The sequence below is a fragment of the Novosphingobium sp. Sphag1I genome (assembly GCF_056279125.1).
This window is the reverse complement of sequence record NZ_JBWBQS010000004.1, coordinates 76,761-90,420: the sequence shown is the minus strand read 5'-3', so window position 1 is coordinate 90,420 and position 13,660 is coordinate 76,761. Positions and strand designations below refer to the sequence as shown.

15 protein-coding genes are annotated in these 13,660 nt (G+C 61.2%); 7 read left to right on the top strand and 8 right to left on the bottom strand.

Going from position 1 to position 13,660, the window contains the following annotated elements:
• Positions 1-41 precede the first annotated feature (41 nt).
• From ACZ9HU_RS05560 to dapA, 6 genes are all read right to left on the bottom strand, one after another.
• The gene (locus ACZ9HU_RS05560; protein WP_476103248.1) at positions 42-308 is read right to left on the bottom strand and encodes a hypothetical protein; all 267 of its coding nucleotides are present in this window, start codon (positions 306-308) and stop codon (positions 42-44) included.
• A gap of 95 nt (positions 309-403) precedes the next feature.
• A complete protein-coding gene (locus ACZ9HU_RS05555) occupies positions 404-874 on the bottom strand; it encodes an RrF2 family transcriptional regulator (protein WP_476103246.1) in 471 nt (156 codons plus the stop codon).
• 159 nt (positions 875-1,033) lie between these two features.
• Positions 1,034-1,840: an outer membrane protein assembly factor BamD gene (locus tag ACZ9HU_RS05550; protein WP_476103244.1), complete on the bottom strand. Its 807-nt coding sequence runs from the start codon at positions 1,838-1,840 to the stop codon at positions 1,034-1,036.
• A gap of 82 nt (positions 1,841-1,922) precedes the next feature.
• On the bottom strand, positions 1,923-2,546 hold the full coding sequence (locus ACZ9HU_RS05545) for a TetR/AcrR family transcriptional regulator (RefSeq protein WP_476103242.1): 624 nt from the start codon (positions 2,544-2,546) through the stop codon (positions 1,923-1,925).
• A 245-nt stretch (positions 2,547-2,791) separates the two neighbouring features.
• Complete coding sequence (locus ACZ9HU_RS05540; RefSeq protein ID WP_476103240.1) at positions 2,792-3,703, bottom strand: CmcJ/NvfI family oxidoreductase; 912 nt, start codon at positions 3,701-3,703, stop codon at positions 2,792-2,794.
• A gap of 326 nt (positions 3,704-4,029) precedes the next feature.
• Positions 4,030-4,914 carry a 4-hydroxy-tetrahydrodipicolinate synthase gene (gene dapA, locus ACZ9HU_RS05535; RefSeq protein ID WP_476103238.1) on the bottom strand — a complete coding sequence of 295 codons (885 nt, stop codon included), beginning with the start codon at positions 4,912-4,914 and terminating at the stop codon, positions 4,030-4,032.
• A gap of 110 nt (positions 4,915-5,024) precedes the next feature.
• Between dapA and ACZ9HU_RS05530 the strand changes: the two genes are divergently transcribed.
• On the top strand, positions 5,025-7,325 hold the full coding sequence (locus ACZ9HU_RS05530; protein ID WP_476103236.1) for a lytic transglycosylase domain-containing protein: 2,301 nt from the start codon (positions 5,025-5,027) through the stop codon (positions 7,323-7,325).
• Here ACZ9HU_RS05530 and ACZ9HU_RS05525 read toward each other — a convergent pair.
• Entirely contained in the window at positions 7,309-7,794 is a 486-nt protein-coding gene (locus tag ACZ9HU_RS05525) for a DinB family protein (protein ID WP_476103234.1), read from the bottom strand. The genes ACZ9HU_RS05530 and ACZ9HU_RS05525 overlap by 17 nt on opposite strands.
• 40 nt (positions 7,795-7,834) lie before the next feature.
• Positions 7,835-8,530 carry a DUF2490 domain-containing protein gene (locus ACZ9HU_RS05520; RefSeq protein ID WP_476103232.1) on the bottom strand — a complete coding sequence of 232 codons (696 nt, stop codon included), beginning with the start codon at positions 8,528-8,530 and terminating at the stop codon, positions 7,835-7,837.
• 198 nt (positions 8,531-8,728) lie between these two features.
• On the opposite strand from ACZ9HU_RS05520, the gene ACZ9HU_RS05515 reads away from it, so the two are divergent.
• From ACZ9HU_RS05515 to ACZ9HU_RS05490, 6 genes are all read left to right on the top strand, one after another.
• Positions 8,729-9,169: a hypothetical protein gene (locus ACZ9HU_RS05515; protein WP_476103230.1), complete on the top strand. Its 441-nt coding sequence runs from the start codon at positions 8,729-8,731 to the stop codon at positions 9,167-9,169.
• A 55-nt stretch (positions 9,170-9,224) separates the two neighbouring features.
• On the top strand, positions 9,225-9,755 hold the full coding sequence (locus ACZ9HU_RS05510; protein WP_476103675.1) for a GreA/GreB family elongation factor: 531 nt from the start codon (positions 9,225-9,227) through the stop codon (positions 9,753-9,755).
• A 120-nt stretch (positions 9,756-9,875) separates the two neighbouring features.
• Positions 9,876-11,195, top strand: a complete 1,320-nt coding sequence (locus ACZ9HU_RS05505) for an ammonium transporter (protein ID WP_476103228.1) — start codon at positions 9,876-9,878, stop codon at positions 11,193-11,195.
• 33 nt (positions 11,196-11,228) lie between these two features.
• Positions 11,229-11,714: a hypothetical protein gene (locus tag ACZ9HU_RS05500; RefSeq protein WP_476103226.1), complete on the top strand. Its 486-nt coding sequence runs from the start codon at positions 11,229-11,231 to the stop codon at positions 11,712-11,714.
• Between the two features lie 54 nt (positions 11,715-11,768).
• Positions 11,769-13,040: a dual-specificity RNA methyltransferase RlmN gene (gene rlmN, locus ACZ9HU_RS05495; RefSeq protein WP_476103224.1), complete on the top strand. Its 1,272-nt coding sequence runs from the start codon at positions 11,769-11,771 to the stop codon at positions 13,038-13,040.
• Positions 13,041-13,045: 5 nt separating this feature from the next.
• Positions 13,046-13,630, top strand: coding sequence for a hypothetical protein (locus ACZ9HU_RS05490; protein WP_476103222.1), 585 nt, complete (start codon positions 13,046-13,048; stop codon positions 13,628-13,630).
• Positions 13,631-13,660 lie beyond the last annotated feature (30 nt).

Genomic DNA, 13,660 nt, shown 5'->3' with positions numbered 1-13,660 from the left:
GCTAGGCGTTCTAGCCGAAGCGCGGGCGCACGTCTATGGTTTCAAAACAACATCCGCCATGTCGACGCCAAAATCGTGATCACCCAGATGCCCATGATCAGCCAGTGTTCGACAAACAATCCCGAATGATCCTGATGAACGTCCAACAGATCATGCGCGTCGCGGTGCAACAACACTTTGGCCGATGCCACAGCATCTTTGCCGCCATCCCGCGCCGCCTCCAGCACCTCGCGGGCCAGTGCCGCAGCGGCGGCTTCATCCAGCCAGTCCGCCTGATTGGGATCAGGAATTTTCCGAAGTTCGCTCATGACTGACCTGCCTGACAATGGAGGCAGTCATCTACGCCAAGGGTCGTTTAAGTCGCGATTTTACCGGCATCAGGGCATTGCCCTATAGGCCGCAATTATTCCGCCGCCTGGGCCTGCGACTCATCATCTTCGGGCGGATCGGAAAAAGGCGGCTCAACCAAAATCGGGTCGGCCAAAGTCAACCTGTCGAGCATGGCCGCCATTTCGTCGCGGACGGCCAGCATCAGGCCACGCAGGCGACAATCTGCCTCTGGCAGGCAATTGGCGCAATGTTCATGGGCAAACCGGCTGGCACAGGGCACCAGTGCAAGGCTGCCCCGTGTCAGGCGGATAATGTCGCCATAGCGTATATCACAAGGCGCCAGCGCCAGTTCATAGCCGCCCTCGCGGCCACGATGGCTGATCACCAGCCCTTCGCGCACCATTTCCGACAGGATAACGGTGAGAAACTTGCGCGGGATATTCTGCGCTTCGGCAATCGCGTCCAGCCGAATCGGACCCTGCTGCCACAGGTCAGCGAGGTGCTGAAGCGCGCGGATCGTATAACGGGTTTTCTGCGATAGCATGGCGGCGGCATAACAGCGCTCATCCAAAGAAAATGTCAATCACCGGGTTAGACATTTCACGGGTTCATCGACAGCTGTGGCCCCGTCCCCACGCCGGACAAATGAAAAGGCCCGCGCCACCGGGGCGCGGGCCTATCAAATGACGTCTTTGGCCGAAAATCAGCTCGCCTTTGTGCCGGGGGCATATTTGCCCATCATGGCATAGGCTTTTTCGTACCACTCGCTGCCCGGATAGTTGGCACCCAGAACAGCGGCGTATTTCTGCGCCTCCTCGGGAATACCCAGCGCCAGATTGGTTTCCACCAGACGGAACAGCGCCTCGGCGGTGTGGCTGGTCATCTGATACTGATCGATCACGTTGCGGAAACGGATGTCGGCGGCCAGCCAGCGGCCCGAACGCTCGTAAAAGCGGCCAATGTCCATTTCCTTGCCGGCCAGGTGGTCATTCACAAGGTCGATCTTGAGCCGCGCATCGGTGGCATAGCGCGTGCCGGGATAGCGGCGCACCACATCGTTGAGCGCCGAAAGCGCCTGAAGCGTAATCTTCTGGTCGCGGCTGACGTCGTTGATCTGCTCGTAATAGCACAGGGAGATCAGGTAATAGGCGTAAGCGGCATCCTTGTTGCCCGGATGGATCGAGATGAAACGCTGCGCCGACTGAACCGACTTGGCGTAATCGCGCGCCGAGTAATAGGAGAATGCGCTCATCAACTGGGCACGGCGCGCCCACGGGCTGTACGGGTGCTGGCGCTCGACCTCGTCGAACAGCGCGGCAGCGGTCTTGTCCTCGCCCTGATCCAGACGCTTCTTCGCCTCAAGATAGAGCGAATCAACGTCGCGCGCGACATAGGCGGTATCCTTGGGCTTCTTGCCCCGACCGGCACAACCACCGGTGATCGCCATCGCGCCAACGGCACAGGCAAGAAGGACAACACGCGGCGACAGGCTGAGGCTGGGCTTAGACATGGTTTGGCCTATAGCCAGCGTCTGGCTGAACGCCAAGTGAAAGCGCAACGCGAATTGTCGCAATTCATTGCGCGCTCACCCTTTATCTTGCGGCGCGCTGTGACGATTGCATCATACGGCGCAACACCATCGCATAATAGCGCGCAACCACACCGACATCCTGATCCGGTTTGACCCCGGCCAGGAATAAACGCGGCGCCATCAACACGCTGGCCAACAAAACCGTGGCCCAGATTTCGGCGTCCAACGGATCAGACGAGCCCGGACCGCCCTTGCCGTCCTCCATTCGCGCCACCTGCGGCGAACGAGAGGCCAGTTCCACCAGGCTGTCCCATCGCGGAAAATTGCGGCTGATCGGGGCATGGTTCACCAGATCCATAACCCATTCATGCATCAATTGGGTGTTCTTCAACGCGAATTGCACGGCTTTTTCCAACCATGCCTGCGAATCGCCCGGTGCGACCATCATCTCGCTCAAACGCGCGCCGAACCATTCCTTGGCGGCGCCGAGCAAGGCCTCACGACTTTCGAAATGATAATAGACCGTGGAGCGATTCATGCGTGCGTCACGCGCTAGCGTGGCCACCGTCAAGGAATCTATTCCATCGCGCCCGATCAGGCCCACCGCCCGCTCGACCAACTGGCGGTGTGTTTCTTCATAGTTGCGATTGCGACGCTGTTCTAAAGTCTGGCGCGTTTCCGACATGCGTTCTGGCATTTCCACATTTGGTGGGAAATCAAGCGGTTTAACCGGTTTTCCCTCTAGAAGGGGCAATTTATGCAGCAAGCCCCCACCTTCTTTGCACAATCGATATAAATTTGTCGGAAACGTCAATTTCAGCGTTTTCCCCGAAACGCCAAAAAACGGAAACCCGCCGCAACCAGATTCGCATAGGGTTGGCGACGGGTTAATTATAATTATTATTCAATATTTACAACACTATAGCGCCATCAATCCCAATAGGCCACCGCACGCAACTCAATACTGGCGCGGGTTTGCGCCCCCGGCAGGCTGGTGTCGTGAAAGGCCGTATGCGGACAACGCCAGGTGCGATCATGGTCGCTATCGTGAAATTTGAACAAAAGGACGTCGTCGCGCTCCATATTCGAAAAATACCACCAGCGGTGCGCCGGGTTATGGCGGAAAATATAGGCTGCAATCATCTGATCCTCGCCCTCGACCGGCGCGGTCAAGGCATCCCCGACCGGAAATTCATCAACCACGAAAAGAGTGTTCGAAACGCCCTCGCCATCGGCCACCGAACGGCCGTCGCAAACCGCCAGCGGCCAATCCTGCGGGCCGGGTGAGAAGGTGCGCCACAACGACACGCAACAAAAGCGGCGATAGCCATCGCGCGACCCGAAATGTTGCTCATGCATCCGCGCCGCGGCCTTTTGCCCGGTCAGGGTATTGTAATCGACATGCGCCTCGCCAGCGGGCGGCTGAATGCCGCCGGCATGTTGATAATTATCCGTCTTTTCCTGCGCCCGCTGGCTCAGGTCTGCGCTGGTGCGGATCATCCACCCCTGCGTCGCCACACGATCCGCCCCGGTCAGGTCGCGGATGATCCGTGCCGCATCCTCATGGTATTTGGCATCAACCTCTTCCCGGTTCCAGAAGTCCTCGACCGAGGTTGCCCCCTTGCCGATCATGAAGCCGTGCTTGTCGAATTGGAAATGGCCACGGATCGGCATACCATCGCGCACCACCGCTTCGTAATCGCGATATTCGCCGGTGTTGATCTCGGCCCCGGCACGGACATAGCGGCGCGTGACGAAATTCCCCGGCGCCAGATAACGGATCAACGCGGGCGCCTGACGCTGTTGGTCCTCTATCGTATCGTCCTGAATGATGGTGGCCATGTGTTATCCTCTCTCGTGGGAATCGCGCTCTTGGTCGCGTAAGAAGAAGGTAACGGATGTTAGTGAATTACACAAGTGTGTAAGAAGGAGTTCAGATGCGAGGGTCCAGACCCTCGCGCTCCCTCTACTGTCCGCGTTGGGTGCCGGGTTCGGCGTAGAGTTTGGGACGCACCGTTGAATTATTAATGCCTGCGGCGCCAAGATCCGGAGCTACCCGCGCCGCAGGCCATAAAAAAGGCGGCCCCGCTGCCAACGCAACGAAGCCGCCCAAAACCCATTAAAGGGATTGCAAAGGGACCAAGTCCCTTTGCCCGCCGGAGGCAAACTTACTTCACCAATCCGGCATGAACCAAAGCCGCGTCCATCGCCTTACGCGCACCCTCGTTGCACGGCACGAGCGGCAGACGCAGTTCCTCGCGGAAACCTTCGAACACGCGCGAGAGGGCATATTTCACCGGCCCCGGCGAAGCATCCTCGAACATCGCATAGTGCAACGGATAGAGCAGATCGTTCAACCGGCGCGCCTCGGCCAGATTGCCCGCCGCGCAAGCCGCCTGAAAATCGGCGCAAAGGCGGGGCGCGGCGTTGGCCGTCACCGAAATGCACCCAACCCCGCCAGCCGCGCTGAACGGCAGCGCCAGTTCATCATCGCCCGACAACTGACAGAAATCCGCACCCACGCCCATGCGGTGGTCCGTCACGCGCGACAGATCGCCGCTGGCATCCTTGATCCCGATGATCTTGCCGGGGAAACGACGCGCCAGTTCGATCACGGTTTCCGGCTTGATATCGGTCACCGTGCGCGCAGGCACATTGTACAGCACGATCGGCAAATCGATCTTTTCCGCAAGAAAAGAGAAATGGGCAAGCAACCCTTCCTGCGACGGACGATTATAGTAAGGCGCGACCAGCAGCGCGGCGGCGGCCCCGCATTTTTTGGAAAAAGTCATGTGCAACAGCGCATTTTGGGTATCATTGCTGCCGCAACCTGCGATGACCGGAACGCGTCCGGCGGCCTGCTCGATGCAAACCTCGATCACACGGTGGTGTTCGGCATTCGACAGGGTGGAATTTTCCCCCGTCGTCCCGCAAGGCACCAACGCGCTCGAACCGTTTTCGATCTGCCAATCCACCAAACGGCGGAAAGTCGGCTCGTCAAACGCTCCATCGCGAAAAGGTGTCACCAGAGCGGGTATGGAACCGGAAAACATCGACTTTATCCTCTTTCATCGCCCACCTATAGGCGACATGAAATTACGTCATGCCGCGCCATGGGCCGGCGCCTACTATCGCAACGCCTGATAAGGAGCCATAGGCCATCGTGTCCAGCACCATGATGCCCCGTTCAAAATCCATTTCTCAGGCGCGCAAACGTCGCCTGTCCTCGCTGGCTTTGCTGGCGATGGTGGTCCTGTCCGCCCCGGCCCAATGTCAGGAAGGCGCGGAATGGGACCGCGCGCGCGCCGAATTAAAGGCCAGCGCGCCCGGCGCCATCGCCCCGGCCATTGCCCGCTGGAAACAGTTGGTGGGCACGGAAAATCAGGGTTTTGACGCCTATGCGGGCTTTGTTCTGGCCTGGCCCGACTTTCCTTTGGAAGAGTCGATGCGCCGCGCGGCAGAGAAATCCTTGGCGATCCAGAACGTGCCTTCGGCGCGGATTGTCGCCCTGTTTGATCGATTTCCGCCGCTGACGAATCCGGGGCGCGCGCAATATGCGCTGGCTCTGGCGGCGGAAGGACGCGCCCGCGATGCGGCCGAAGTTGCCCGCGAAGCATGGCGCGGCGGCACCATGAGCGATGCCGCAGAGGCCGCGATTCAGGCCCGATGGGGCGACAGATTCGCCCAGACCGATCATGATTCGCGGCTGGAGGCACTGCTCTGGGATGGCTCGACCACACAGGCCGCTCGTGCCCTGCCCCGCGCATCGCAATACAAATGGGCCGTGGCACAGGCACGTTTGGCCATACAGCAAGGCCAAGGCCCGGACGCAGGCGCCTCTGACACCGATTCCGGCGCCCGCAGCGCCGAGGAACAGGCCGAAATGGCCCGTATCACGGCACAGGCCAACCCCGGCCTGTCCACGCCCATGGTGCAGCCCGTGGCCCCTATCCAGCCTGTTGTCATTCCCGCAACGCCCGAAATGCTGTCCGATCCGGGCTATCTGGTTGACCGTGCGCGCTATCTGATCCGCCGTGGGCGCGGCGCGGAGGCGGCCAGCCTGCTGGCCAGCCGCCCGCAATTGATGCGCCCCGCACTGGACCCGCGCCGCTGGATCGGTGTGCTGCTCGCCGCGGCCAAGGCGGGTGGACCATCCGATTCGGTACGCATCGCCCAAGGCGCCACCGAAGGCTTTATTCCGGGCAGCGAGATCGCCCAAATGGCCTTTGCCGTGCGCGATGATTACACCTCGCTGATGTGGCTGGGCGGGACAACCGCCCTGTGGCAGATGCGCGACGCGACGACGGCGGCCAATCTGTTTTACAATTACGCCCATGCCGCCCGCACCCCGATGACCCGCGCAAAGGGCTATTATTGGGCAGGCCGCGCAATGGACAGCGTGGGCCAGACCAATGGCGCGTTCGAATATTACCGCTGGGCCGCGCAATTCCCGGATCAGTTCCACGGGCTTCTGGCGCTTGAACGTCTGGGCCTGCCGATCCCGCCGCTCCACGATGGCCGCCGCGCCGTTCCATCGCACAATCAGGCCCGCGACTTTGCCGCCCGCCCCATCACACAGGCCGTGCGTGAAGTGGCCCGTGACGCCGAATGGCAAACCACCATCCGCTTCTTTCGCGAAATCGCCAATCAGGCCAAGACCGAGGCCGATTTCGTGCTGGTGGCCGATCTGGCGCGATCATTGGGCCGGCGCGATCTGGCGGTGATCGTTGGGCAAGCCGCCGAAAACGCGGGCTTCAACAATTTCCGCGATCTGGCCTTTCCGATCACGCCCACCCCGCCCGGCAGCGATTGGACATGGATCCACGCCATTTCGCGTCAGGAAAGCCAGTTCAGCCAGAACGCCATGTCCCGCACCGGCGCGCGCGGTTTGATGCAATTGATGCCGGGGACGGCGGCGGAACAGGCCAAGCGGCTGGGTCTGCCGTCATCGACGCAGGCGCTGATCGATGATCCGATGTACAATACCACGCTGGGCAATGCCTATTTCCAGCGTCTGGTGACGTCCTATCGCGGGTCCTATCCGTTGGCCATTGCGGCCTATAATGCGGGGCCGGGCAATGTGAACAAATGGATTGCATCACGCGGCGATCCGCGCCAGCCGGGCGGGCCGGAATGGGTGGACTGGATCGAAAAGATCCCGTTCAGCGAAACCCGTTCCTATGTCGCGCATGTGCTGGAAAATGCCGTCACGTATGAAGCGATGTATCCCGACCATGCATCGTACAAAGGCCCCAACGCGCTCAGCCATTTCCTGAAAGACCTGCGCCCGCCGCCGCCAGTGACTGCGCCAGTGACCGCGCCGGTTGCGCCGACACCCTCTTATCAACCCGCGTATCAACCCGCGTATCAGCCCTCTGGCCAACCTGCCTATCGCCCGACCTATGGGCCGCAACCGACCTATACATCGGCGCCGATCGTGCAGCCCGTTACGCCGGGGCAGTAAGGAACACGGGCATGTCGCTATTGGGCAGGCTGATCCCTGCCCCGTTCAGCATGGCGACGATATGGCCGCGGTGGTATGTGGCGTGATTGACGACGTGCAGCAGGATCTGCGCCCGCGTCATCACGCCATCGCCGCCACCGATGAAGGTGAAAGCCACGCTTTCGTTCAAAGCATCGGCGTCCAGCCCTGCACCATAATCCACAAACCATGCATCCAGTTCCGCCAGCGCCGAGGCCATCTCTTCCATCGGCGGCGGATTGCCCGGACTGCGGCTGGTATAGCTATGGTTTTGGCCCAAAAGATGTGCCCGCCACACTTGGCCGATTACCAGCAAATGGTGAAAGGTACGGCGGATCGATCCGAACACCACTGGCTGCCGCGCGTCCAGCACAGCATCCGACAGGCCCGACAGCCCATCGATCACGATCCGGTTGGCCCATTGGCCATAGGAAAGATAAGTGTTCAGCATCAGGCCCATGTGCCCGCCATCCACGCTGCGGGCAAGTGGGTCAGAAATTCGCCTTGATTTCAAAGCTGGCAATATTGTCCGAACTGTCCTTGCCGCCGGGGACAAAGCCGTGCTGGTTCATATAGGTCGCCTCAAGCGCAAAGCGGCGGTTGAGCGGGATGTTGAAGCCGACCGAATTGCGCATCCGCTCTTCGCCCACGCGGGTCTGGAACGTGTCGCGGTCCAAAGAGACGAAACTTTCATGCGCCGCGACCAAAGACACTTTGCCCGCCACTGGCAAGGTCGCCTTGACATAGGGCCGCAAACGCCAGGCCACCCCCGACACACCATCGCGCCAACGCTGTTCCAGACGCAGTCGCCCCGAAAAGCGCAGTTTGCCGATGGTAAGCAAACGGTCCGCGCTCAATTGCTGGCGAATGCGGTGTTCCATGAATTTGAAATCGCCATGGCTGTAATTCGGGTCATGGGTGTATCCGACATAGAACACCAACCCAAGCGGTCCGCCCTTTTCGCCCAATTCATGGCCGATCATGACATTCTGTTCGATTTCGTAAAATCCGCGCGCTTGACTGTTGCGCACGATATTTTCCGCCGAAGCGCGCCATCCGTCGCCAAAACGCACATTGGCCGAGATCACTTCCCAATGCTGGGCGTCGCTGGCCATGGCGCCGGTGGGCGTCATATAAAGGGCCATGGCCGCCCCAATGGCCATCAGGTTGAACTTGAACCAATGCACTATCGCGAATCCCGTATGTGACAGGTTCGCGTCAACTATGACCGTTGCGTGACACTTTTATGTCAGATTGGCCGCGCAAACTGTCATATTTGGCAGAGCAGTCACCCAAGCGGCAGAAGCTGTGCCGCAAATTATGACAATCCGCCTGTCACAATAGGGGATTTTGACGATGGCCGGACCTGCTGCCATGGTTTGCAAATGACCGAATCAACGCTTCTTTCCGATGACATGATCGAAGACATTGCTCTTGGCATGACCGGATGCCGCCTGCCCAAAGAACGATGGACCCATGGCGCGCATTGGGCCGCCGCGCTTTGGCTGTTGCGCCATCGCCCGGAAATGGCAGAGCCGGAAGCCATGGGCCGCGCCATCCGGGCCTATAATGCATCGGTGGGCGGGGTGAACTCCGATACGTCGGGCTATCATGAAACCATCACCATCGCCTCGCTGCGCGCGGCGAAGGCGGAATTGGCGCGGCATAAATATGACAAGCCACTGTCACAAATCCTTGCCGGATTGCTGGCGGGGGAATTGGGCAGCAGCGATTGGCCGCTGACCTATTGGCGCCGCGAAACCTTGTTCAGTGTCGAAGCGCGGCGGCATTGGGTCGCGCCCGATCTGGGGGAATTGCCGTTCTGAACCCTTGCCTTGGCCAGACGCCTGCCCCAAAGCCCCGATCATGAGATCCGGTTCGATGCGAAATATGCGCCCCCCTGCGAAAACCGCCGCGCCCAAAGCGCCCGGTGAAGGCCCGCCGATCACGCCCGCTGGCATGGCGGCCCTGCGCGCGCGTTACGATCATCTGTTGGGCACCGAACGCCCCGCCATCGTCGAAATCGTCAGTTGGGCAGCGGGCAATGGCGACCGGTCGGAAAATGGCGACTATCTCTATGGCCGCAAGCGGATGCGGGAAATCGACCGCGAACTGGCGCATCTGGCGCGGCGCATGAAGGCGTGCCGCGTGGTGGACCCTGCGCGACAGGAAGACCGCAGCCGCGTCTGGTTCGGCGCGACGGTTGAGATCGCGGATGAAGATGACAATCGCAAAACCCTGACCTTTGTCGGCGATGACGAACAGGACGCCAGCAAAGGTTTGATCGGCTGGTCCGCCCCCATCTCTCGCGCCCTGCGCGGCAGCGCGGTGGGTGATTTGCGCCGCGTTTCCCTGCCCGGCGGCGAAAAAGAGTGGGAAGTGATGGTGATAACCTATCCCAGCGGCACCTGAGACGCAGAATAGGCAACAAAATGCCTGAAAATTCCCCCTTGCGCGCAGGAAACAATCGCATCTAAGGGCCCGCCCGGAAGAAAGCGTCAGGATCGCGACGCCCCGTGGAGGAGAGTTTTCATGCGCCTTTGGCCCCCCAGCCTTTCGGCGGCGGCTCGACGCTGTCTGTTGGCCGCTGCTTTAATGTGCCCCGCGCCTGCCATGGCGCAAACCGGCAATGGCGTGAATGCTGCCGATACGGTGTGGATTCTGATCTCCAGCGCGCTGGTGCTGTTGATGTGCCTGCCGGGCCTGTCGCTGTTCTATGGCGGTCTGGTGCGGGCCAAGAATTTCCTGTCGGTGATGGTGCAGGTGGGCGTCATCACGGCGGTGGCCTCGCTGCTGTGGGTGCTGGTGGGCTATGCCCTGGCGTTTGGGCCGGTCGGGAATGGCTGGATCGGCGGGCTGAACAATATCGGCCTTGCCCATCTGGCGCCGGTGCGCGCCGGGACGACCCTGCCTGAAAACACCTTTGCGCTGTTTCAGCTTTGCTTTGCCGCGATTACGCCTGCGCTGATGGCGGGGGCTTGGGTGGACCGGGCGCGCTTTGGCTGGGTGGTGGCGTTCTGCGGCCTGTGGGGCCTGCTGGTCTATGCGCCCTCGGCCCACTGGATCTGGGGCGGGGGTTGGATGGCCTCGCAGTACGGGACGCTGGATTTCGCGGGCGGCATTGTGGTGCATACGACGGCGGGCGTTTCGGCGCTGGTCGTGGCATGGGTGCTGGGCGCGCGGACGGGCTTTCCGAAAACGCTGATGCTGCCCCATTCGCCTGCGTTGACCATGCTGGGCGCGGGGTTGCTCTGGGTCGGCTGGTTCGGCTTTAACGGGGGCAGCGCGCTTACCGGCAGCGCGGCGGCGGCTTCGGCCATTCTCAACACGCATACGGCGGCCTGCGCTGCGGCGCTGGTGTGGATCGGGATCGAAGCGGCCCATGTCGGCAAGCCCACCAGCGTTGGCTTTGCCACGGGGGCGGTGGCGGGGCTTGCCACGGTGACGCCTGCGGCGGGGATGATCGCGCCGGGGATTGCCGCGCTGTTCGGCGTGGCGGGCGCGGGCGTGTGTTACGCGATGATCCAGTTGGTCAAGCAACGCTGGAAGATCGACGATTCGCTCGACGTTTTTGCCGTGCATGGTGTGGGCGGGATGATCGGATCGCTGGGCCTGTCGGTCGCGATGAGCCCGGCCCTGGGAGGCGTGGGCTATGCCGCCGGGGGCGATATGGGGCACCAGATCGTGGCGCAGATCGTGGGCGTTGGTTTTACGGCCCTGTGGTCGGCGGTCATATCCTGGATTCTGGCCGTGGGTCTGGGCAAATTGATCCCGATGCGCGCCAGCGAGGATGACGAACGCGAAGGTCTGGACATCACGTCCCATGGTGAAAGAGCGTGGGAACTCGATTGATCCCGCGATAGTGCATGGTAAAGAGGCCGGGTGATGAAACGCCCGGCCTTTTTTCTTTGCCTTCTGGGCCTTGCCGCTGCTCCGGTTCAGGCGCGTGATGCCTTGGGCATGTTCGGCGATTGGGGCGCCTTTCGCGATCCGGCCATTCCGCGCTGTTACGCCATCGCCATGCCGGAAAAGAGGACCAAGCGAGACATCGAACCCTATGCCGATATTGGCCTGTGGCCCAAAAAGGGCGTGCGCGGACAGGTCCATTTCCGCCTTTCCCGCCGTCCCCAACCGGGCGCGCCGGTGCAATTGTCGCTGGGCGGCCAGCATTATCGTTTGATGGGCGGCGGGATTGACGCATGGGCCACCGACGCCCGCATGGAGGCCGCCATCATCGCCGCCATGCGTTCGGGCGAGATCATGACCGTATCATCGCGTGACGGATCGGGGCACAGCTTTGCCGATCAATATGCACTCTCCGGCGCGGCCACGGCCATCGATGCGGCATCGCTGGGCTGCGCGGGGCGATAGTGGCCTTTGCGGGGTAACTGGCTTTTTGCCCGATTCGCCTGTATGGGCCGCGCCATGACCACTCCCTCGCTCCCCACCTCGATGCCGATTGCCGGCCATATTGATCCTGTCGTCACCTCGCGCGATATTACCGCGCGCCCCGATGGCCGTGTGGATCTGGTCGGCCTTGCCCGCCCGCGCATCGTTGAAATCTTTGCCGAAGCCGGCCTTGACCCGAAACAGGCCAAGCTGCGCGCCAAGCAGGTGTTCCACTGGATCTATCACCGCGGCGTCACCGATTTCGACGCAATGACTGATATTGCCAAAACCATGCGCCCATGGCTGGCCGAGCGTTTTGTGATCGGCCGCCCGGAAATCGTCGTTTCGCAGCACAGCGAGGATGGTACGCGCAAGTGGCTGCTGCGTACCGCCGATGGGCACGAGTTCGAGATGGTCTTCATTCCCGATGCGGACCGCGGCACGCTTTGCGTTTCCTCGCAGGTGGGTTGCACGCTCAATTGCCGGTTCTGTCACACGGGCACGATGCGTCTGGTGCGCAATCTGACGCCGGGCGAAATCGTGGGGCAGGTGATGCTGGCGCGCGATGCCCTTGGCGAATGGCCCAAGGCGGGTCAGGCCGATCTGGTCGCTCTGACCGATGATCTGGTCGATGATGATGGCGGCTATTCGCCCGACGGGCGCCTGCTGACCAATATCGTGATGATGGGCATGGGCGAGCCGCTGTATAATTTCGACAACGTCAAGGGCGCGCTGAAACTGGTGATGGATGGCGATGGGCTGGCTCTGTCCAAGCGCCGCATCACCCTGTCGACCAGCGGCGTCGTGCCGATGATGGCCCAGTGCGGCGAGGAAATCGGCGTCAATCTGGCCGTCTCGCTGCATGCTGTGACCAAGGAGATCCGCGACGAAATCGTGCCGATCAACCGCAAATACGGTATCGAGGAATTGCTTCAGGCCTGCGCCGATTATCCCGGTGCGTCCAATGCCCGACGCATCACGTTCGAATATGTGATGCTGAAAGACAAGAACGACACGGATGAACACGCCCGCGAACTGGTCCGCCTGATCAAGCATTACAAGCTGCCCGCCAAGGTCAACCTGATCCCGTTCAACCCGTGGCCCGGCGCGATTTACGAATGTTCGACGCCCGAACGCATCAAGCGTTTTTCGGACATCGTGTTTGAAGCAGGCATTTCCGCCCCCGTCCGCACCCCGCGTGGGCGCGACATTGACGCGGCCTGTGGCCAGCTCAAAACATCGGCGCAGAAAATGTCGCGCGCCGAACTCGACCGTCTGGCCGAAGAAAAGCAAGCCGCGCTGGGATAGACCTTGTGGAGGTGATCCCGGTTGGCGGCTGGATGCCCCCGCCCGACATGCTGGCTCTGGCCAGCCGGGTGGGGCATGAATTGGCCAGCGAATGCGAAATCCGCAGCCAGCGCGGAAAAACATTTCGCGAGGCCTTCATGGCCGCCAGTTTTGCGCAGCATCGCCGGGCCGAGGCGGTCAAACTGCTGCCCGAAACCGGCAAGCCCACGCCTGATTTTGCGATCCGGCTGAACGGCGCCGAACTGATCTTTGAAAATACCGAGGCCGATAATCCGCTGCTGCACCGCAACTCGGCCTATGAAACGACATGTCGCCAGTTTGAACTGGGGGCGCCCTATGTCTCGCCAACGCCGGTGATGATTGCGCCGGATGCCTATGCCGCCGAAATTGCGCGCCTGATCGCAAAGAAATGCGCGAAACATTATGAGCGTTGCGACGGGCTGTTGCTCCGGTCGAACACGACGTGGATTGAAGGGTTGGAAGACCCGCCCCTTTCATGGTGGCAGGCCGCCTGCAGACAAGCCAATGAACATTTTGACGAAGTCTGGGTTTTCCATCATCGCCGGTTTTTCGCCGTCTTTGGCGCGTGAAAAACCCGCCCCGGCGATTGGCCGAGGCGG